The sequence below is a fragment of the Undibacterium sp. Ji50W genome (assembly GCF_049340445.1).
Taxonomy (GTDB): domain Bacteria; phylum Pseudomonadota; class Gammaproteobacteria; order Burkholderiales; family Burkholderiaceae_D; genus Undibacterium.
Genome location: NZ_JBMPOX010000005.1, coordinates 52,718 through 73,535, shown reverse-complemented (window position 1 = coordinate 73,535; position 20,818 = coordinate 52,718). Strand labels below are relative to the sequence as shown.

The 20,818-nt window shown below is 50.6% G+C and carries 19 protein-coding genes; 7 read left to right on the top strand and 12 right to left on the bottom strand.

Annotated elements, in window-relative coordinates:
- Positions 1-5 precede the first annotated feature (5 nt).
- The gene (locus ACO0K9_RS10325) at positions 6-779 is read right to left on the bottom strand and encodes a hypothetical protein (RefSeq protein ID WP_422984491.1); all 774 of its coding nucleotides are present in this window, start codon (positions 777-779) and stop codon (positions 6-8) included.
- 204 nt (positions 780-983) lie between these two features.
- Here ACO0K9_RS10325 and ACO0K9_RS10320 point away from each other — a divergent pair, with 204 nt between their 5' ends.
- On the top strand, positions 984-1,685 hold the full coding sequence (locus tag ACO0K9_RS10320; protein ID WP_422984489.1) for a YceH family protein: 702 nt from the start codon (positions 984-986) through the stop codon (positions 1,683-1,685).
- Between the two features lie 166 nt (positions 1,686-1,851).
- Here the strand turns inward: ACO0K9_RS10320 and ACO0K9_RS10315 are convergent, their stop codons facing one another.
- The 3 genes from ACO0K9_RS10315 to ACO0K9_RS10305 form a co-directional block, all read right to left on the bottom strand.
- A complete protein-coding gene (locus ACO0K9_RS10315; protein ID WP_422984487.1) occupies positions 1,852-2,934 on the bottom strand; it encodes a hypothetical protein in 1,083 nt (360 codons plus the stop codon).
- A 74-nt stretch (positions 2,935-3,008) separates the two neighbouring features.
- A complete protein-coding gene (locus ACO0K9_RS10310) occupies positions 3,009-4,163 on the bottom strand; it encodes an SPFH domain-containing protein (RefSeq protein WP_422984485.1) in 1,155 nt (384 codons plus the stop codon).
- A 205-nt stretch (positions 4,164-4,368) separates the two neighbouring features.
- A complete protein-coding gene (locus ACO0K9_RS10305) occupies positions 4,369-4,824 on the bottom strand; it encodes a very short patch repair endonuclease (RefSeq protein WP_422984483.1) in 456 nt (151 codons plus the stop codon).
- Between the two features lie 195 nt (positions 4,825-5,019).
- On the opposite strand from ACO0K9_RS10305, the gene dcm reads away from it, so the two are divergent.
- From dcm to ACO0K9_RS10285, 4 genes are all read left to right on the top strand, one after another.
- Positions 5,020-6,261, top strand: a complete 1,242-nt coding sequence (gene dcm, locus ACO0K9_RS10300; RefSeq protein ID WP_422984795.1) for a DNA (cytosine-5-)-methyltransferase — start codon at positions 5,020-5,022, stop codon at positions 6,259-6,261.
- Between the two features lie 11 nt (positions 6,262-6,272).
- Positions 6,273-6,557 (top strand): hypothetical protein, encoded by a 285-nt coding sequence (locus ACO0K9_RS10295; RefSeq protein WP_422984481.1) that lies wholly within the window; start codon positions 6,273-6,275, stop codon positions 6,555-6,557.
- A 42-nt stretch (positions 6,558-6,599) separates the two neighbouring features.
- A complete protein-coding gene (locus tag ACO0K9_RS10290) occupies positions 6,600-7,880 on the top strand; it encodes a type II restriction endonuclease (RefSeq protein WP_422984479.1) in 1,281 nt (426 codons plus the stop codon).
- A 131-nt stretch (positions 7,881-8,011) separates the two neighbouring features.
- The gene (locus ACO0K9_RS10285) at positions 8,012-8,752 is read left to right on the top strand and encodes an HNH endonuclease (protein WP_422984477.1); all 741 of its coding nucleotides are present in this window, start codon (positions 8,012-8,014) and stop codon (positions 8,750-8,752) included.
- Here ACO0K9_RS10285 and ACO0K9_RS10280 read toward each other — a convergent pair.
- The 4 genes from ACO0K9_RS10280 to ACO0K9_RS10265 form a co-directional block, all read right to left on the bottom strand.
- Complete coding sequence (locus tag ACO0K9_RS10280) at positions 8,747-10,000, bottom strand: type II toxin-antitoxin system HipA family toxin (RefSeq protein ID WP_422984475.1); 1,254 nt, start codon at positions 9,998-10,000, stop codon at positions 8,747-8,749. The genes ACO0K9_RS10285 and ACO0K9_RS10280 overlap by 6 nt on opposite strands.
- The gene (locus ACO0K9_RS10275) at positions 9,997-10,314 is read right to left on the bottom strand and encodes a helix-turn-helix domain-containing protein (protein ID WP_422984473.1); all 318 of its coding nucleotides are present in this window, start codon (positions 10,312-10,314) and stop codon (positions 9,997-9,999) included. The genes ACO0K9_RS10280 and ACO0K9_RS10275 overlap by 4 nt, the downstream gene beginning before the upstream one ends.
- A gap of 134 nt (positions 10,315-10,448) precedes the next feature.
- Positions 10,449-11,498: a hypothetical protein gene (locus ACO0K9_RS10270; protein ID WP_422984471.1), complete on the bottom strand. Its 1,050-nt coding sequence runs from the start codon at positions 11,496-11,498 to the stop codon at positions 10,449-10,451.
- Positions 11,499-11,625: 127 nt separating this feature from the next.
- On the bottom strand, positions 11,626-13,161 hold the full coding sequence (locus ACO0K9_RS10265; protein ID WP_422984469.1) for a glycine betaine ABC transporter substrate-binding protein: 1,536 nt from the start codon (positions 13,159-13,161) through the stop codon (positions 11,626-11,628).
- A 222-nt stretch (positions 13,162-13,383) separates the two neighbouring features.
- Between ACO0K9_RS10265 and ACO0K9_RS10260 the strand changes: the two genes are divergently transcribed.
- Positions 13,384-14,217, top strand: coding sequence for a dienelactone hydrolase family protein (locus tag ACO0K9_RS10260; protein ID WP_422984793.1), 834 nt, complete (start codon positions 13,384-13,386; stop codon positions 14,215-14,217).
- A gap of 65 nt (positions 14,218-14,282) precedes the next feature.
- Here ACO0K9_RS10260 and ACO0K9_RS10255 read toward each other — a convergent pair whose 3' ends face one another.
- The 3 genes from ACO0K9_RS10255 to ACO0K9_RS10245 form a co-directional block, all read right to left on the bottom strand.
- Positions 14,283-15,347 carry an alkene reductase gene (locus ACO0K9_RS10255; protein WP_422984467.1) on the bottom strand — a complete coding sequence of 355 codons (1,065 nt, stop codon included), beginning with the start codon at positions 15,345-15,347 and terminating at the stop codon, positions 14,283-14,285.
- A 238-nt stretch (positions 15,348-15,585) separates the two neighbouring features.
- A complete protein-coding gene (locus ACO0K9_RS10250; RefSeq protein ID WP_422984465.1) occupies positions 15,586-16,173 on the bottom strand; it encodes a TetR/AcrR family transcriptional regulator in 588 nt (195 codons plus the stop codon).
- Between the two features lie 464 nt (positions 16,174-16,637).
- Positions 16,638-18,041, bottom strand: a complete 1,404-nt coding sequence (locus tag ACO0K9_RS10245; RefSeq protein WP_422984463.1) for an aspartate kinase — start codon at positions 18,039-18,041, stop codon at positions 16,638-16,640.
- Between the two features lie 249 nt (positions 18,042-18,290).
- Here ACO0K9_RS10245 and ACO0K9_RS10240 point away from each other — a divergent pair, with 249 nt between their 5' ends.
- Positions 18,291-19,787 (top strand): FHA domain-containing protein, encoded by a 1,497-nt coding sequence (locus ACO0K9_RS10240; RefSeq protein WP_422984461.1) that lies wholly within the window; start codon positions 18,291-18,293, stop codon positions 19,785-19,787.
- A gap of 5 nt (positions 19,788-19,792) precedes the next feature.
- Here ACO0K9_RS10240 and ACO0K9_RS10235 read toward each other — a convergent pair whose 3' ends face one another.
- Positions 19,793-20,668: a hypothetical protein gene (locus tag ACO0K9_RS10235; RefSeq protein ID WP_422984459.1), complete on the bottom strand. Its 876-nt coding sequence runs from the start codon at positions 20,666-20,668 to the stop codon at positions 19,793-19,795.
- Between the last annotated feature and the right edge of the window lie 150 nt (positions 20,669-20,818).

The following is a 20,818-nucleotide window of genomic DNA, read 5'->3' as shown; positions in this document are numbered from 1 at the left end:
CGTAATTACTCAGGATCAGGCACAAAGCCGCCGGGGAAAGGATTGGGCTGGTCATGACGGATGCGTGGAATGATGCCGCGTGCCACCAGATGGGCATAAGTGTCGTATTGAATGCTGATGATTTCATTCGCCATGGGTGTGGCACGCCGAAAATCCGTAGACCTGACGGCGCTGGGCAGACGTTCTCCGTGGCCGGTGCCTATCCTGGAATCAGCCAGTTCTGCAGCTTCGGCACGTTTTGCCATGCTGCCTGTGATAGGAGGGACAGGGGCTGGTACTTGTGTTGCAGCGGCGGAATTGCGCGAATATTCTTCTTGCCTGACGAGGGCAGGTTCCACATATTCACGAAACAGGGCAATGCCTATCACGCCTACATTGTCGGGGCGGCCAGTACGGGCTGCATACGAATCAGGCAATTGCGAGAAATAAAACGCCGCCACTTCATCCATATTCTTGCGCCAGCCTTTCACCTCCATGGTTTGCCAGGTGTTGAGCACATAGCCCGCCTGTGTTGGCGAGGCGTTGCTGCCGGTCAGTACGTTGATGCCATCGACGGACAGTACAGACAAAATCCTTTCATCCGTCTTGTTCCTGATTTCTATCGCATAGCGGTCACCGGGCCTGCCCGCGATATAGTTCACCCCTTGATGGCGCCATATCGGCAGGCGTTCGCCCGTGGCTTGATTGATGATGCTGACAGCAGCCAGTTGCCCGGCACTGGCCACGGGGGCCAGCAGGGTCATGATCAGCGTTGCTACGATGGATATCCAGGTTTTCATGTTCACTCCAAAAAATGAGGGTCTTATTCATTAAACGGAGCAGCAAAAGAAACGGGGTTAAGGTTTTTAAAAAATATTTGCAAGAGGCAAAAATTCGGCTTTATTGCAATCCAATGTCCAATTTTCAATTTTTAAGGATAATATGAAGCCAATAAGACGAATGCGGCATATGCGTCCGCCGCAGTAATAACAACAGGAAGAACCATGAGCACAGAAAATACCGTCGAACCAGGCAGTCAGACCGCAGCAGATACCCAATTTTTAGATGAAGTCGAAGTGCGCGTACTGGGCGCATTGGCTGAAAAAGAAGCGGCCACGCCTGACAATTACCCGCTGTCCCTGAATGCAATGGTGAATGCCTGTAACCAGCTCACCAGCCGCGACCCGGTCATGTCTGTGACTGAAGCCGAAGTGCTGGAAGCCATAGACAGGCTGGCCGCCAAAAAACTGGTCAACGCCATCCACCAGGCTGGTGCCCGCGTCGCCAAGTATGAACACCGCATGCGTATCAAATGGATGCTGGACCAACCCAAAGTGGCCGTACTGAGCATCCTTATGTTGCGCGGCTTCCAGACCGCAGGCGAAATCCGCAGCCGCGTCGGCCGCCTGCATGAATTTGCTACTGTGGCTGAAGTGGAAAAATGCCTTGATTACCTCATCGACAAATACCCACCCCTGGTCGCCCGCCTGAACCTGACGCCGGGTACCAAGGAACCGCGCTACGCGCACCTGTTGTCCTGCGATGAAGAAAGCCTGGACCAGGCAGAAGCCAACCACCCAGTCAGTGGCGGCAGTGGATCAAAAGGCGACAGGCTTGGTCAGTTGGAAGCAGAAGTCACGCAATTGAAGCAGCAGTTCAGCGATTTGAGCCTGCAATTTGCGGAGTTTAAGAAACAGTTTGAATAGATATAGCTACAAGACCAAAAAACTCACCACAGAGGCACCGAGACACAGAGGGGGCACAGAGAGCAAAGAGAGCACAGAGGAAATTCGCTGCTGAATGGACTTCTCTCTGTGCCCCTCTGTGCTTCCTCCGTGTCTCTGTGTTGAGAGGTCTTCCCGCCTGGTTACCTTACTTATGCCCGAGCATAATCAACACCCCAACCACAATCACACCCAGCAACACCGCCCCGGCAATCTTCCATGCTGAATACGGACGTTCACCCTGTACTTCACCCGTTTGGCCATTCACCAAAAAGCGGTAGGTCTTGTCACCGTATTTGTACGAAGACAGCCAGATAGGCAGCAGGATGTGCTTGAAGCTGATATTGGAATAGCGCGGTTGCATGGCGATGATGCGCTGGTGGTCACCGCCGATGTCGCGGCAGATGGCATTGCGGATTTCGTCTTCCATCTTGCCTTGGGCATCGACAAAGCCGGGTTCCAGCCCGACCTGGTACGCTTCTACCGTGAAGCCGGATACATAGTCGTCACGATAGCCCTGCAATTTATCCAGACGCCACGGTGCCAGGTTTTCTGCATACGAAGTAGGCAGGGTTTTTGAACCTACCACCAGGACATCATCAAACGACACCTGCACCGCGCCCACGGCGGGGTACCAGTTGGTTCGGGTGACTTGCCGGCTCTTGGTTTCACCGTTTTCAGTATAGTTTTCTGTCACCGTGTAATCGACACCGCGCTGGCCCTGATAGGTAGTGTCGCTGTCGGCATCATAGGTCCAGTAAGGGGTGTAGATGCCTTTGAGTCCGCGCGCGGCTCTATACGCCTGCTTCAGCGCATTCGGGGCAAACCACAAGCCTGTCACCCAGTTGGTAAATTTTGAACGCGCTTCCGATTCCTTGATATCAAACGGTGCAATCGCCTTTGGCCTGATCTTGCGCGCTGCATAGGCGTTAGCGGCTATCAACGGCACCGAGCAAAACGGGCACCGGTCAGACACCAGATTGGCTGCCAGTTGCGATTCTGCCCCACAACCCGTGCACTTCACATTCTGGCTGGCAAGCATGGGTTCATTGCCCGCCTGGTTGGCCAGATAAGACTGGTAATCCAGCTCTTCTACCGCCGCAACGGTGGCTTCCTGGTCTTCAGGGATGGCGTTCTTGCTGCCGCAATACGGGCATTGCAGGGCGTGCTGGCCAGGCGCATATTCCAGCTTGGCACCGCATGAATTACAGGGGTAGGTTTTTGTCGTCACGTGTGATGGTTCCAGAACAAAACAGAAATGGCGTCGCCCCCAGCCGGGTGCGACGCCGCATCATAAAGCAGGTTTTATTGTGGTGGCAGTGGCGGCGGGATGGCAGCAAACAGGCCAGACAAATCAGCCTGTTCACCCGCCTTGCCCCAGGCTGCCATACCCTGGCGCCACACCAGGCTGTCACGCGTCAGGCTGCCACCGGCAACATGTGATTGCAGCACAGGCAAATCAAACGGGCCAGTCTGCGCACCGTTTTGGGCGACAAAGTATTGTGCTGCCGTTGGCAACGGTGGTGGCATGCCACCGCCCGCCGCAGGTGCAGATACTGGCGCTGCAGCAGGCGCTGCTGCCGGTTGTGGGTTATTACCAAACATCGTACCCATGCTCTGGCTTAACATGCCGCCTACACCCACGCCCATCATGGCACCTGCCATGCCGGGGTTTTGTGCGGCATCGCGCAAAGCCTGCGCGCCCTGGTACTGGGCAAACTGATTCATGTTGCCTATCACGCGCATGGCACCTTGCTGGTCAATGGCTTTTTCGACTTCTTCCGGCAAGCCTATGTCCTGCACCTGCACTTCACACAGTTCCAGACCATATTGCACAAAGTCAGCAGCGATCTTTTCCTGTATGCGCTTGCCCACTTCGGTGACCTTGGCTTCCAGATCTATCACTGGCACGCCAATTTCAGGCATCACTTCCTTGATGCGCATGCCTATCTTACCGCGCAGGTTTTCTTCGATATCCTGCGTGGTAAAGTCAGCCTTGGTGCCCACCAGCTCAGACAGCATGGCCTTGGCATCGACAATGCGTATGCCATAGATACCAAAGGCAGTCACACGCACTACGCCAAATTCTGGGTCGCGCATGGTGGCCGGGCCAGCCGTACCCCATTTCAGGTTGGTGAAGCGGGTGGTCTTGAAGAAATAGACCTCTGCCTTGAAAGGGCTGTTAAAGCCATACTTCCAACCCTTGAGCGTACTCAGCAAAGGCATGTTTTCAGTCGACAGGTCATACATGCCAGGCATGAAGACATCCGCCACCTGGCCCTTGCCCATCTGGCCTTCATTGACCATCACGGCAATCTGCCCCTCGCGCACCGTCAGCTTGGCACCCATCTTGATTTCGTTCTGATAGCGCTCAAAGCGATGCACCATCACATCGGGACTGTCATCCAGCCATTCGACAATATCGATAAATTCATTGCTGAGCTTATTCCACAGACCCATAGTCTTCTCCAAAAACAAAATTCTTGCAGGATGCTGGCAGGCAATTCCATTGATAGCGGCCAGCAGCTATTCGGCGAATACATACGCATTCGGCGTAGGCGAAGTATTGCTGAATTGGTACATTATCACAAGGGCGGAGAGTTGAATTTTAAGAATAGATTGTTACAGGCTTTTACTTAGGTGCAAATGGAATGAAAGTGCGATATTACTTCCCTGATAATTCGATACTTTTTGATTTGCTATCTCTTAACCAATTAATCAGTTCGCTGAGTAAATAATCTGAATCGAGTTTCATTTTCCCCTTAATTGCACATTCCCAAATCACAGCAACGCGCCAATTTGATTCCATTAGTTGCTGGTGTTTAGTGTTATCGCGGGACATATTGGCCGAAATCTTAGTAAGCCAGAATTCCGTACGGGTTTTTGGTGTCTTCGACAGATGGCAGCGGTGGCCGTGCCAGAAGCAGCCGTGCACAAATATTACTGCCTTATATTTGGGCAGAACCAGGTCAGGGCTGCCGGGTAAATTTGTTGTGTGTAAGCGATAACGAAATCCCGATGCGTGCAAAGCTTTACGAATAATGACTTCTGGTCCGGTATCTTTTGATCTGATGGCCCGCATGTTTTTTGATCGTATAGCTTGATTATGTACATCAGTCATATTGGGCCTGTGTGAGAGGAATTTGGTATTTTGAACAATAAGTATGTGGCTGGAAAATCAAAAGCGAAGAACTGTATCTTTAATCAGTAAAAAATATTGACGGCGAATAAAATAGGACGTATTGTCCTGTTTTATTCCCTTTTTAGAGCGTTCAAAATGGTTACGGTTCTCCATACAGCAGGGCACGACGAAGCAATGTCTTATCTTACATTGGCTCGCGAACGTTTTTCTCAAAGTGATATTGCTAAAAAGTTAAATGTTGATCCACGCACTATTCGTCGCTGGGAGGCGCGCCAGTCTTCACCAGCACCGTACGTTGTCGCAGCACTTAAACAACTGATTTTGCCGCTTGAGAGGCCGTCAGAGGCTGATGCGGAATTTCGGTTTATAGATTTGTTTGCCGGTGTTGGGGGAATACGTGCAGGATTCCAGCAAATTGGAGGGCGTTGTGTATTTACAAGCGAATGGGACAGTTATGCGCAAAAAACATATGCCGAAAATTTCCCAGCAGAACATATGATCAATGGTGATATTACCCAAATTGATGCATATGACGTGCCTGATCATGACGTATTGTTAGCAGGATTCCCTTGTCAACCGTTTTCAATTGCGGGTGTATCAAAGAAAAATTCCCTTGGCCGTGCCCATGGGTTTGCTGATGCAACTCAGGGAACATTATTTTTTGATGTAGCAAGAATTCTTCAAGCGAAAAGGCCGCGTGCTTTTTTGCTTGAAAATGTCAAAAACCTGATGTCTCACGATAAGGGAAGAACATTCGATGTCATTAAACGTACATTGACAGAAGAGTTGGGTTATCACATCCACTGCAAGGTAATTGATGGAGCTCATTTCGTTCCTCAACATCGTGAACGTATCATCATTGTTGGCTTTCGTGAGCCGGTGGCCTTTGACTGGAGTATCTTGAATTTGCCAGAAAAAAATCAAGTCAAATTAGCCAGTATTTTGCATAAAACTGATGGTACAGAACCAGTTTTGGCCTGGGATGACAACAAATATTTCGATCACGCCAATCAATGCGTTCCTGCTAAATATACGTTGACTAATAACCTTTGGATTTATCTGCAAAATTATGCGGCGAAACATAGAGAAAAGGGTAATGGTTTCGGATTCGGGTTGGTTACTGGTGAATCGGTAACCCGCACTTTGTCTGCGCGTTACCATAAAGACGGATCAGAAATATTGGTCTATCAAGGCGAGGATAAAAATCCCCGTCGTCTTACGCCGCGTGAATGCGCTCGCTTGATGGGATATCCTGATACCTTCAAAATTCCAGTATCCGATACACGTGGATACAAACAATTTGGTAATTCAGTCGTTGTAAACGTGATGGCGGAAGTCGCACGCGTCATGAAGCCGTTTATTTGTGAAGATGAAATGCAGTATCCCGAGTTTCCGGAAATGGTAGTTAATTTTTAGGAGTTATGACGATGATCTCCCGCATCCCGCTTTTGAAAAGTAATGATTTACATGGTCTGCAGTTATGGTTCGCCGAAATGGAACAAAGAGGCATTCTTTTTCATCCTGACGATGATCCAGCCGACATGGTCGTAATTAAAACTGGTGAATCAATGTTTACTGATTTTGAGTGCGGGCAACTGAAATCACTGATAGATATAATGTTTCAAATGCACGGTGATCAGGTATATGAAGTTGCCTACCCCGTATTTATGACTACCTTCAAACCAGAAGGCCGTGCTCAACATCAGATCTAAGACAACATCAAATATTTTAAAAAGGCGAGTCCTGTGATTCACGTGCATCAGCAAGAAATTCAAAATTGGATAAGCAAAAGCGAAAAACTTTTTGTCAAGAAATTATCCAGGAATGATTGTTTGTGGGCAGATAGCCACGAATACGGACATCAGAATGGTGTCTATATTCCACGTGAAATCAGAGAGGCTGATTTTTTCCCAAAATTACGCAATATAAATGCAGCAAAGCCACATATTTTTGAAACACCGTTTGCAACGCTTTGGCCCGCAACAGGAGAATATAAAGCTTCGAATTTAAAGCACTATTCGAACAAGGGCCCTGAAATGCATTTTACGGGTGTCCCGAAAGAGCATTTTGCCGGGGTAACACCTGCTTCGCTGATGTTGGGAGGAATCTTGCGAGAGTCGCAAGGCGACGCACATCATTGGTTCATGGTCATTGACTCTGGGTGCGAAGAGGCAGAGCTTCTTGAGTCACTTTTTGATTTGCCTGCCGATTTCCATTTTGGCCTATTTGATCCCCAAAAATTTATCAGTGTTCCGCAAAATGAAACAGACGCTCTGATTGAAGAATTAAGCCACAGCTTTAACGCAGGCACCCTGGCAGCGTTTATCGCAGCAGTTTCTAAATTACCCTCACCGCAGTTACTTGCCGCGCAAGCGCAAACAGCATATATGCAAGAACACGGGCTTGAGAGTTTGAATCCATTTGCTATGTCGAATCCGGGAGATGCACTAATGCACATAAGTCGGGATATCGAATATAAGTTATATAAACGCGCAGAGCTGCGTCATCGAGCTGCAGAGGTCGTGCGAATCATCACCACTAGCGGATCAAATATTGTTCAATCAGTAGTCCGTGGATTTCCGCAACTTGACGCTACTTTTTTAAGTGCTAGTCAGCATAGGAAGTCGCGTGCAGGCAGGTCATTTGAACAGCACATCGCCCGCCTCTTAACGGATGGGAAAATATTATTTGAAGAACAGGCCGTCACAGGTGGACGTAGGCCAGATTTTGTTTTACCCAATTTAATTACGTTAAATGACGTGAATAGAGATTTTGGCGATGCGCTTATCTTGTCGGCAAAGACTACGCTTCGTGAACGCTGGAAGCAAATCGCCATGGAAAAATTTAACTGTGCCATATTTTTGGCGACTGTGGATGATCGTGTTTCTGCTGATGCTATTGACGATATGCAGCGTCAGGAAATATGCCTTGTGGTGCCTGAGTCGTTGAAAAAAGCAAAAGAGTCCTGCTACAAAGATAAAATAAATGTGATTACTTTTAAAGCATTTTTTGATGAAAAAATAGATGTGAAGTGATAAAATTTAGAGTGTCATTTCATTAAATTTATGCTTCGAGAGAAATGGCCGATGAAGAAAAATCGGATGTAATAGGATCTGTTTTTTGACGAAATCTCGGTGTAATTGGACTCTTATTTGGAGAATTAATTTTGAGTTTGAAACAACTATTCGATAACTCGGGGTGCAAGAAGGTATCATTTACCGATAAGGAAAAACATGCATATGTCCCCAATCAGGAGCAAAAAAGAACACTGGAAGCCGCTGGTATTTTTCCTTCGGTAAATTCTCCTCATCGTCTAATTGCGATTAAGATTCTGAATGAAAGTGGTAGAACTGTTAGCATGTCCTACTATAACTCGCTTCGCCTTACGGATCCTAATAGACCGCCGGAAGCAAGGATAGGACTAGCGTTCATTACGGAGTGGTTAAATGAAGGCGACAATGTTTTAATTGGCAATATTGGGAATGAGATTTTTGCCATGAAGTTAGATAATTCTGGCACTGATTCTGAACTGGTTGAAAAACAAATTGCCAGTTGCGCAGATGCAAACACTATTTTTAATAAAGCTAAACTCGCCAGAGGGACGCCAAAGCGCAAACGAATCGAAAGATTAGATTTTGTCAGAAATCCATATGTTGTCAGAGCTGCTCTCTTACGAGCAAACGGGCAATGTGAAATGCCCTCGTGTAGAGAGGTCCCATTTCATAGAGATGACAATAGTATTTACTTAGAGGTGCATCATATCGTTTCTCTTTCTGAAGAAGGAAATGACAGCTTAGATAATGTCGCAGCTCTTTGTCCTAATTGTCACCGCGAACTCCACTTTGGGATAAATAGAATCATAAAGAAAAATGAGATATTGGATTACTTAAATATCCTTCGCTTATAACTCAACTGGGAAACGGAGTCTTGACCGATTCACCTCAACAGCCTTACCCACCATGCTCAATGTTTTCTTTGAGACAGGCAAATCCCGTGCAGCATTCTTGAAATCAGCCGCAGTAATTAAATCCAGCACTTCATCCATCATATGCTGCGCCTCTTTGTCTTTCAGGGCGCCGTCTTGCGCCACTTTCAAAATATGTGCCCGCGTTGGTGATTTGCCTTCGCCAGCAACGTCCATGAAATGTTCACCCTGGTAGCCGCGACAATAGGTCAGGTCGTAAGGTGGGGCGAGTTCCCATTCCTGATTTTTATTGAGCAGGTAGGACAGGTTTTTTGCATGGTCGTCGCGGTTGTTCATCAATACGTTGAAGACGCAGCGTTGGAATGCTTTTTTTAGTTCCCTGGCATCGCGTGTCAGCCTGCGCGTTGCGCGCATGAATTCGCTGTAGCCCAGGGCGGGTATTTGATAGTTGACATGCAATAAGCCAGCTAATGAATGCACGTGGATCCGTTGTCCATGCTCACGGTCAAAACGTTTGGTGCCAAATGCTGTCAGGCCATCGGGCAATTCAAAGAATTGCGTGTCGCCCATGCCCAAGCCACATTTTCGTGCCAGACGTGCATACAGTTCTTCCAGTGCGCAACTATCCTTGGCATCTTCTTTTGCAGGAAATTTCATCAGCCAGGCTTCTGCGTTGGGCATATATTCAGTGCTCACCTGTCCCGTTGCAGGTTTGTAATAGACCAGGGCCTTGGGGCGTGCGCCGCCGGGTGAGCTAGCTGCTTTAGCCAGTTCGGCCAAGACCTTGTGGCGATCATCTGTCTCCACTGCCCGCACTTCTTTTGCAAGGTCAATTAATGCAAGGTCTGTGACTTCCGGATTGCATTCGCTGGCAGGTTCAAATGTTAAGGCTCCCATGGTGTTGTTACCAAGATAGGCGAGTCTGTCCAGAACTGAAATTTTGTCAGTGTCTATCCCTTTGGCTTTCATGCGACGATTCATCAACTGGAAACCCCAACTGTCAGGCAAGGAATCGTAGATCAATCCAGGCACGCGCCTGATGGTCAGGTAATTCATCTGTTTGTCAGGATAGGCGTTTGGTCGTAGTGGCAGGCGTATAGGGGAAAGTTCGAGGCCACGTGCAATTGCGACTGGCGAATACTGGAACAAGATGTTACGACCGTCGTCGCCCAGTGTCCCCAGCCACAGTGAGACGCCACGCGCGTTGTAGTTGACTTTAAGCTCTTTCATGATGAGCTTTTGCTTTTGCGATAAGCCCGTTGCCTGACTTGCACTACGGACTTTGCCCGCATATCTTCTATGCTATGGGTTTGGGGTACCAGCATTGTTTGTAAATCTGGCGTCGAATTCAAGGACTCCAGTAGGCGGACAAAGTTAGTCAGCGTACATTTGCCTGTACGTTCAAAACTGCTGACTGTTTGTGCCGAGGCACCTGTGCGTTGCGCCAACTCTTCTACGCTGACGTTCAGCAGCAAACGCCGCTCACGCGCCCGTTCACCGCGTTTTACGCAAATTTCATCAGGCAAGAGTAAAGAGAAATCCATTGGTTTTCTATAGATTAAACTTGGTTAATCTAACTTTCCAATGAAATTATACTAGTTACGGTCGTGTATAAGGCAGGTTTTTAGGTCGGATTGATAGCCATAAATTTGCATTTTGATTCATCATTGTGCCTGGATTAAGCTACCCGCATTTCACCAAAACTCCGCGCAAATTCATTCAGGTAATGTTGATACGGCCCCAGGTCTACGGCCCGCATTTTGTTCAGCAAAGCTTGCCCTTCCTTGTTGCGGCGCAGTTGCTGGTAGGCGCGCAGCAGGTTCAGGCCGGCCATGGGGTCGTGGCGCTCTGGCTGGTAGACGGGGGCGATCAGTTCGATGATATTGGTGATATGGCCGTGGCTGCCTAGCGCGCCAGAAATACTGGCCAGTGCGCTGGCGTCAAACAGCTTTGCGTGCAGCACCTTTTGGTACAGGTTGACGGCGGTTTCCGGGTGGTTTTGTTCAAGATAGTATTGCGCCAGCACCAGTTGTGCACGCCAGGTCTGCGGCAGGGTGCAGACGGTGTGCAGGGCTTCCAGGTAGGCGACGTCGCCATGTTGTTCACGTTCTATGGCCAACCACCACATCAGGCTGTTTTCCAGGTTCGGGGCGGCTTGTATGGCTTGCCAGAGTATGTCTTTGGCTGCGGCTTGGTCACCGGCTTCCCAGATGACCTTGGCCAGATTGGTCAGCAGGGTGCCGGTGGCGCCGATTTTTTGCATGCCGGCTTTCAGCGTTGCTTCGGCTTCTGGCAATCTGCCGTTTTCCAGCAAGACGATACCGTGTACGGTGTAACCGCGTTCGGCGATGGTGTCGATGGCTAGCAGGCGTTCTGCTGCTGGCACCAGGTCTTTGGCAAAGCCATCATTCAGCGCAGTCATGATGATGTTGTACAGGGCATCGGGATCATTCGATTTTTCTGCGATGCTGGGCAACAAAACTTTTTCACGCCATTCATTACGTGGCACCATGACCTGGCGGCCTTGCGCATCATAGGCCGTGATGGGTTCGCCGTTTTCGATCTCGGCTGGGGTAGCTGCTTTGGTGCTGGTGGTCGCTGATATCACTGTGGGTGTGACAGATGGGCTTGCGGGGGCTGCCGGGGTTGCTGGTTTTGGTGTGGATGCCGGCGCGGTTTTGCCGGATGATTTGTTACTGCTAAACACAGACAGAAGGCGTTTGAACATGGTAATGAACTATTCAATGTTGACAGTTCATTATGCCCGTCCGATATTTTGGTGCAAGAAATTATGTGTCAATAAATTACCGAAGTTGTAACAATTTCTGCCCGCAAATTATTTGTGGCGATGTGCGTCAGCCCTGTTTATGCGCGGTATCCGCGGTTTTCACTACCAGTCTCTCCAGGAAATCAAAGCCCCATTGCGTCAATAAAGCCAGCGCAGCAGCAGGCAGGGCACCGGCCAGCAGCATCTGGTTGTCATTCAGGGCCAGGCCTATGGCGATGCGTTCGCCATAACCACCAGCACCGATGAAGGCGGCGATGGTGGCCGTGCCCACGCTCATGACGGCTGCGATCTTGATGCCCGCCAAAATGGTCGGCAGTGCCAGTGGCAAATCGATGTGCAGCAAGCGGTCACGTGTTGACAGACCCAGTGCATGTGCTGCCAGGCGCAAGCCTGCCGGTACCTGGGCTATGCCAACGCTGGTATTGCGTACGATGGGCAGCAAGGCATACAGCGACAGGGCAATCAGGGCCGGCGTAAAACCTATCATCCCCAATAGTGGTATCAGCATCGCCAGCAAAGCCAATGAAGGTATGGTTTGCAAAATGCCGACCATGCTCATGACCACTTCACGCAGGCGCGGACTAAAAGCGGCGACGATGCCAAGTGGTATGCCCAACACACTGGCCACAGCAATCGCCAGCAGTACCAGCAACAGGTGTTGCGATGTCAGACGAATAAAATCCGGGCCAAACAACTTGTGCATAAAACTTTCTCGCGCCGCTGGCGTGCCAGGGGCTTTCGCCACAAATTGCTGCGCCACCTGGGCAAAACTTTGGCCGTCGATTTCCACCGCCGCATTCATGGCAATCATTTGCGCATTATTGATCTTGCCTTCCAGTTGCTGAATCGCCGCCCATGCTTGCGGGAAGCGTGCCGGCATGTCCAGCCTGTACAGCAACACGGCGTCATAGCGGGGGAAGTAATTCGCATCATCGGTCAGCACACGCAAGCCCAGTTGCCTGATCTTGGCGTCTGTAGAATAAATATCGATGACATCGACCTGGCCCGCAGCCAGGGCTTCATACGCAATGCCGTGGTCCAGCCCGGTTGCCTGTTGTGGCAGGTGATAGCGCCTGACCAGGCCCGGCCAGCCATCGGCGCGCCCTAAAAATTCATGCGACAGGCCAAAGCGCAAGCCGGGCTGCGCCGCCAGGTCTGTCAGTGTTGTTGGTGATGTGTTGGCATCCTTGGGCAGCATCGCCAGCGCATAGGTATTATTAAAACCCAGCGGCACGGCTACACCCAGGCCTTGCAAAGCCAGTTCAGCCTGCATTTGCGGCAGGCTTAATGTGCTGTCGTGCTTGAGGATTTCGGTATTGATGGTGCCCATGTATTCCGGGTAGATATCAATGCTGCCGGTCTTCAGCGCATTAAACACGATTGCCGTATTACCCAAGCCCTGCTGATGGCGCACAGAGGCATGGGGCGCAGCGGTCTGCGTCAATACTTCACCTAACACATACGATTCGGTAAAGCGTTTGGAACCCACATTCAGCATATCTGCTGCCAGCGCTGGTACCGTCACGGCACAGAATAGAACAAGTACCCGCGTCAGCGCTATAGAGTGATTAGAGTGATATTGCAGCCTGCATTTGTTAAGCATCGTGTTTGCTCCGCTAAACTGCCATGGGTAGAATTCCTGCGTATTCTACATGCACTGCATGTATGGCCAATTCAGCCCTGATATTGGCCAAACCCCCGCTACCCGTGCCTGGTATGCAGACTTACACTGCAAGCTCCACATCAGACAGGAGCATCCATGTCCATCCCCATCAAAGATATCAGCACGCAAGGCATCAATAAACAAGACATCAATAAACAAGACATGCGTGCCGATGACCCCTTGTCCGATTTTACGCCGCGCGAAATAACACTCAATGATGTCAGCAAACGTGTGTACCTTACGGATAGTGGCAGTAGCAATGGCAGCGGGCCCGCCGTCATCGTCATGACAGAAATGCCTGGCATCAGCCCGCATGTGGCACGCTTTGCGCGCTGGGTGCGCGATGCGGGTTTTACCGTCTACATGCCTTCCTTGTTTGGTCGTGATGGTGTGGTGGCGACGGCAGAAGAGGGCGCCGCCGTATTCCAGAAAGCCTGCGTCAATGCAGAATTTCGCGCCTTTGCCGGCAAGGGTTCCAGCCCGGTCACCTTGTGGTTAAGGGCATTGGCAAAACTGGCGCATGCTGAATGTGGAGGCCCTGGCGTGGGTGCCATAGGCATGTGCTTTACCGGCAATTTTGCCTTGTCGATGATGCTGGAACCGGCAGTGCTTGCCCCCGTGGTGTCGCAACCGTCGCTGCCCATGGATGACCCGGCAGGTACCGGCCTGGATACGGCAGAGCTGCAAGTCATACGGCAACGACTGGAAGACGAAGACCTGACTGTCATGGCATACCGTTTTGAAGGTGATGCCTTTTGCCGTGCCCAGCGCTTTGCTGCATTTGCAGAAGCACTGGGTGAACGCTTCATCTCGCGTGTCTTACCAGACAGCGCAGCGAATCAGGACACCGCCCCGTTCTTCAAACGTTACGTGACCACACCACACAGCGTCGTCACCGCGCATTTGATTGATGAAGCAGGTCAGCCAACGCTGGCAGCACGGGATGAGATACTGGCGTTTTTCCGCAGCAGGCTGGTGCATGCTGACTCAAATTGAGCAGACATAAAAAATGCCCGGACAGGTCCGGGCATTTTCATCGCAACGAGTTTGACTGCGTTCAATTACGCAGCTTGCAGGCTAGGGTAATCGGTATAACCCTTGGCACCTGGGGAATAGAAAGTCGACGCATCAGGCGCATTCAATGCTGCACCTTGTTTGATACGTGCTGGCAGATCAGGGTTGGCCAGGAAACTGGTGCCAAAAGCAATCGCGTCCAGCTTGCCGCTGCTGATAGCCTGGTTGGCTTCTTCGGCGTTGTAACCCATATTGCCGATCAACACGCCTTTGTAGTTTTCGCGGGCAACGGTCAGGACATCGCCAGTTTGTGCCTGGAAGAAATCAGAACGCATCAGGTGCAGATAAGCCAGTTTGAAATCATTCAGACGGGTAGTCAGGTAAGAAATCAAAGCCAGCGGATCGTTGTCCTTCATGCTGTTATAGCTATTGAGAGGGGACAGGCGCAGACCAACCTTGTCAGAGCCGATGGCGGCGTTGACTGCAGTCAGTACTTCAAACAGGAAACGTGCGCGGTTTTCGATAGAGCCGCCATAGTTGTCTGTACGTTGATTGGCGCTGTCACGCAAGAACTGGTCGATCAGGTAACCATTGGCACCATGTACTTCAACACCGTCAAAGCCGGCAGCAATCGCATTTTTTGCACCTTGCACATAAGCGGCCACCAGTGCAGGGATTTCATCCAGACGCAATGCGCGTGGAACAGCATTGGGGATCTTGCCGTTCGGCGTTTGCACTTCCGAATCAATGGCGATGGCGCTTGGCGCTACGTTTTCTATACCGTTATTGAATGCAGGCACAGCGGCGCGACCGGCGTGCCAGATCTGCATAAAAATCTTGCCGCCTTTGGCATGCACGGCATCCGTCACGACTTTCCAGGCAGCGACTTGTTCAGCGTTGTAAATGCCTGGTTCAGCATAGAAGGCGGAGGTGTTTTCAGCCACCATCGTGCATTCAGTAACGATCAGGCCGGCACTGGCGCGCTGGCTATAGTATTCCGCCATCAGGGCGTTAGGCATGTGGCCGGCGTCAGCACGTGCACGTGTCAGTGGTGCCATCAGGATACGGTTAGGCAGTGAAACAGAACCAGTTTGCAGAGGGTTGAATAACATTTCTTTTTCCTTTATCGGGGTGTGTGGGGTAGCAAAAAGCAAACAGAAAAACTTAAAAATCAAGGCTTAAAAATCAAGGCAGATCAGCCACAATTGAAATGCTACGTGTAGCTTAATTAAGATACTTCAAGATAAAAATTAGACTGGTCGTCTATAAAAAACTTGCAAAGATAAATCGTTTATATTCATATCAACTTCAGGAAATTCGTTTTGGGTTTTAGCGACTTTTACAACTGAATTACAACTGAAGCATCTTGCGGGTGGCTTGCATCGCATTCTCCAGCGAACTCATGTCACGCCGTATCTTGGCCAGCAAAGCCGCACCCAGCCACATCGGATACAGGGTCTGGGCGCAATGGGCCGCATCCAGATCTGCAGGCAGCGAGCCATCGGCAATGCCTTCGCGCATGCAGTCGGCCAGACGGGCAATAATGCTGTCCGTGCCATGTTGCAAGGCCAGTCGCATGGCTTCAGACAAATCGGATACTTCGCCACCCAGTTTCGTCGCCAGACACTGACATTGCACACTTTCGCCCGGGCGTTCCGGCAACCAGCCTTGCCAGTAGCGCATCAGGCGCTGGGCTGCCGGTTCTTCACTGGTTTTCAAGAGCGCATCAATCGCTGCCAGATAGCCAGCAAAATAATCATCCAGCAAGGCTTCACCAAACAATTCCTTGGATTTGAAATAGTGATAAAACGAACCCTTGGGCACCGCTGCGGCTGTCAATACTTCATTCAAACCGACCACAGAAAAGCCCTTGCCCAAAATAATGGGCTTGGCTGTATCGAGGATATGTTGCCTGACATCGGCGCGCGGAGTAGTCATGGTTTGCATTCTAAAACAAATTAGACCAGTCGTCTAGTATTTTGTTTTCTGCGAAGGCTCACTGTTGTCAGGATTGACCGGAATAATTATCTTGACTCGTTCTGAACCTCAAAGACCGGCAGTGTTGCAGCAATTTCTCTTCATTGAAGACATGATTATTAAATTAATATTTCTTCGGCAAAAACTGCCTTCTAGGCCCCTTCCCCTTCAAGGGGAAGGTTGGGATGGGGATGGGTTTCCGACGTAAATTCATCTATCATTAATCGACCGAAACCCATCCCCACCCCAGCCCTCCCCTTGAAGGGGAGGGGGCGTCCTGGTCATTTTTTATCAGGTACATTATTCCGGACAGCAGTGAGCGCAGGCTGGAGCCCAGCGGCTTTCCTTGATCACGACAGAATTTTTTGCCGGAAAGCATCAAAGTCTGATTTTTAAGACAACAAAAGCTGCAAGCGCCGAACCCCTCACCCCCCAAAGAACTCCGCGTGTATGGCTTGCAAAGCCAGCTTCCTGTCATCCTGCTGCACCAGCATATACGCTGCCACTTCGCTGGCCCCGGCAGCAGCCAGGCAGACATGCACTCCGGCAGCAATGGCAGCCGACAGGGCGCGGCTGGCAATGGCACCGCCTACGTCGGATGCTTCCAGCACGCCGTCGCCCACCACCGCGACGATGGCAACTTCATCATTGCGTGACACTTCGACCACGCCTGCCAGATGATGTTCCACCAGCGCTGCATAGGCAGCATCGAGATGGTCGCGTGACACCAGGATATTAATCGCGGTCTGCGCCGTCAGCACACTCTTGATATTGATACCATTCGCATCCAGCGTCTGGGTCACCTGTGCCAGGATGCCTGGCTTGAATCCCACGCCGGGGCCATGCAGCTTGAGTATCGCCACGTCTTCGGTCGACGTGACGCTTTTCACCACATCGCGCGTCACCTTGCGTTGCGCATTGATGATGGTGTAGGGCTGCAAGCCGCGTTCCGGGCGGGTGATGTTCAAGATACGGATAGGAATATTTTGGTCAAACAAAGGTTCTACCGTGCGCGGATGTAAAATCTTGGCACCAAAGTAAGACAGTTCGGCTGCCTCCAGGTAATTCAATTGCGTGATCGTGTGCGGCACCGCCACCGTGCCGGGGTCGGCGCTCAGGAAACCATCGACATCCTTCCACACATCCAGCGATTCGGCCCCTATGCAACAGGCAATGGAGGCAGCTGAATAGTCCGAACCGCCGCGCCCAAACAACGTCGCCTTGCCATTGCTGTCTACGCCATAAAAGCCGGGTACGACTATCACTTCATCCCCTTCCAGTGCCTTGGCGACAGCCGGTGCACTGACTTTAAAATCGCAGGCAGCATTGCCGAACACACCATCCGTGACCAAACCTATATCTTCAGGCAAGGCTTCACGCGCCTTGATGCCACGACTCAGCAAGACTTCAGTCAGCAACAGGCTGGACAAGCGCTCGCCATAGCTGAGGATGGCATCATTCACGAAAGTGGGTACGTCGCCTATGCAATGTATGCCCGTCAGATAACGGTCTAACTGATCCAGGCGCACTGCCAGTGCTTTTTCTATACGCGCACGCTGCGCTGCATCGCTGATATTCGCTTCCAGGATCTGTTTTTTCAATGCGCGCAGATTGAGTGTGTAATTCTGGCTTTCGGCCAGGGCGGCTGCCGTGCCCGCACCTTCTTTGGCGGCTTGCACGCAGGCAATCAATGCATTGGTAATGCCATAAAACGCCGACACCACCAGCACCAGCGGGCGCTGGTAAGTTTGTACTACGTTGACGACGCGATTGATATCTTCAGGCTGACGCAGGTTGGAACCACCAAATTTGACGACGATTTTTTTCATTGCATTTTCCAAAACAGGGATGGCATATTGGTAACAGACATTTCACAAACATTCTGCAAAAAAAATCGTAGCAAATGCGAAATGCAGCATATCGGAACCGACAAGGGTAATGTAGGGGCGATGGCAGGTCAACGCAACTACCCGAGCATCCCGCAAGCAAATGGCAAAAGCCAGCCTTGTTCGCCAATATGATCTGGCGCTTTGCCCTCTATAGTAGGATCATCGCCCGTACTGTGACCCTGTCTTACCATGAAAAAATGCCAAGCCCCGGATCACCCCTATTGCACGCATTGGGTGGCTGAAGGCGAAGCCATCTGCGCCGCTGGCCACACGCAAGCCGCGCAGGTCAGCACCAGCCGCACCGCCGTGTTAAAGGCATCTGCAGGCGTCATCACCCGGCAAGCGGTACCAACTGCGCCAGCCAATCTGCACCTGCATTTCAGCGGGTATGACCCACGCGCAGCAGGTGGCCGTCAAACCATACGGCTGGAATTGCGTGGCACACTGCCGCCGGACATCCGCAGCCTGGCCGTGCATTTACGTTCAGACCTGATTGCCGCTGGAGCATCCACACATAGGCTATTGCGCACCGCGTCCGGTCAATGGCAACCACTGCTGATCAGCTTCACCTCCAAAAACAAAGAGCATGGACAATACCCGCTGGAAGTCGCCCTCTTATACGAACAGGCAGACAGCATCCTGCGCAAATGGCTGTGCACCAGCGTGCTCTTCATCCCACGGTCAGATGTCTCATTGACAGAAGTCCATAGCGTCTATTTAGCTGCACAAAAAAATGTCCGGGTCATGGCAGAAAATGGTGCGATTGCCACCCTCAGCGGGCTAGGGCAATCCAACGGCTATGCGCAGGGCAATATGAATATAGAAATCAATGCCAAAGATGCATCCATCGCCAAGCTCGACATGCGCTCACCCACGGGCAAATATGAAATCGCCATGGGCACCATTGCGTGGGATGAAGAATTGATCGAAGTCGCGGCGGACCAGGAAGCACCCGCCAAACCCGGGCCAGTTGCCCTACCAACTGTCGCAAAGACGCCAGTCAAGGCGGTCAGCAATACAGTCACCAGTGCAATCAAATCTGTAACAAATTCGGCCAGCCTGGCAGCAAGAGATAAGACGCAGCCGCACAGCACTATCCGGCTCTTCGCCCAGAATGAATGGGTACTCGGTCGCATGGAGCCACAACCCCAGGCCGATATCCTGCTATGCCACAGCAGCAGTGGCGCATCAGAAAATGCCCGACTGACCCGCCGCATCAGCGCCCGCCACGCCATCATCCGCAGAAAAGCCCAGGATGCAGAGATTACCGATGTATCACGCTACGGCACCTTGCTGGATGGCGTCAACCTGGAGAAAAATCAGCCCTATCCATTGCTGGCTGGCATGCAAATCGAATTCTGCGCCAGCGTCAGAGGCATAGTGAAGCTGCAAGTCCTGGCCATACTGCCGCATGCCATCATCATTGGCGATGCAGATGCCAATCTGGATACAGAATTGTTGTACCTGATGAAACCAGAAACCCACCCAATTTCTTCAGATACAAATGCAGCACCAGCATTGCCGTTGCTATTCCATTCCAAGGCTGGTTTTTGGTACAGGAACGCTCAAACTTTGCAAGACACACGGCTGGACGGCCTTGTAGGCGTAAAAGCACTACCGCAGCTACCAACGGGCTGCCGTTATTTCAATGTGCCGTACGTCAATGTTCAGGGGAAGGTCGCCTGACAACTTCAACATCCCCAACTATGCAAAGATGCTGTAGGTGCATTCTTACCTGGTTTGGCGGTGGAGGACAATAAAACAAACCTACCCCCGCTATTTGAGCCATTGATATCGATAATGAAATCAGGAAAACCATCACCATCGATATCTGCGATAGCGAGAACGCGCGAATCCCAACCAAAATAACCTAGCGCATACTCAAATTTCTTGCCATCGTATTCGATGAAGTAAGTCGCACCTTCACCATAAGGCGCACCATTTTTTCCTTTCAAACCATTCTGTACGCGCAGGCCGAATGGTATGCCATTCAATTCCAGATGATACTGATAATCCAGTTGCGGTTGTAAAGTACCTGTTCCATTTTTGAATACATAGATAGGCTGTTTGCCTGTTTTGAATTTGACACCCGGTACGCGCAGGTATTGAAGTCCATCATATTCCTGCGCCCTTTCGCCTTCCATATTGGCTTGCTGATCCTTTTCCGGGATTTGCCCTACGATTTTTTGCATCCAGTCCGGCATTTTCTCTTTATCTGAAGCAGGGGCTATTTCTAACAAGTTGTCCTTGATGGACAGGGAAACCCAGTCATTTTTCGGCCATTTGGCTGGTAATATTTTTTCAAATTGCTTCGGCACGCCATAACTGCCGACGTCCTGTCGCCATTCCCCCGACATCAGCAAAGCGCCGACTTCCTTATCCGCCGCATGACCGGCAGGTACAAATAAAGAGATGCTCAATAACAGCAAGGTGGGCCGAAAAGTTTTCATGTAGTAGATATTGAATAAGATTATTGCTTTGTTGAAATGAGGGGGTAGCAAATCTGATATAAATCTCATCTTTGAGCGTTCTGTATTATAACTTTCCCAATAACTGGCGCGTACCAAAAGGTATTTTTACCTCAAAATCGTTCCTTGACCAATGTGAACAATTGCAAAGGTGCGGCATCTACCTTACCATGCGCCGCCAATGCCCCGATCTAAGCCCGATTCCTCCTTCTGTTCACCTCTTTCAAATCCACCCCCGGTGCTACCATT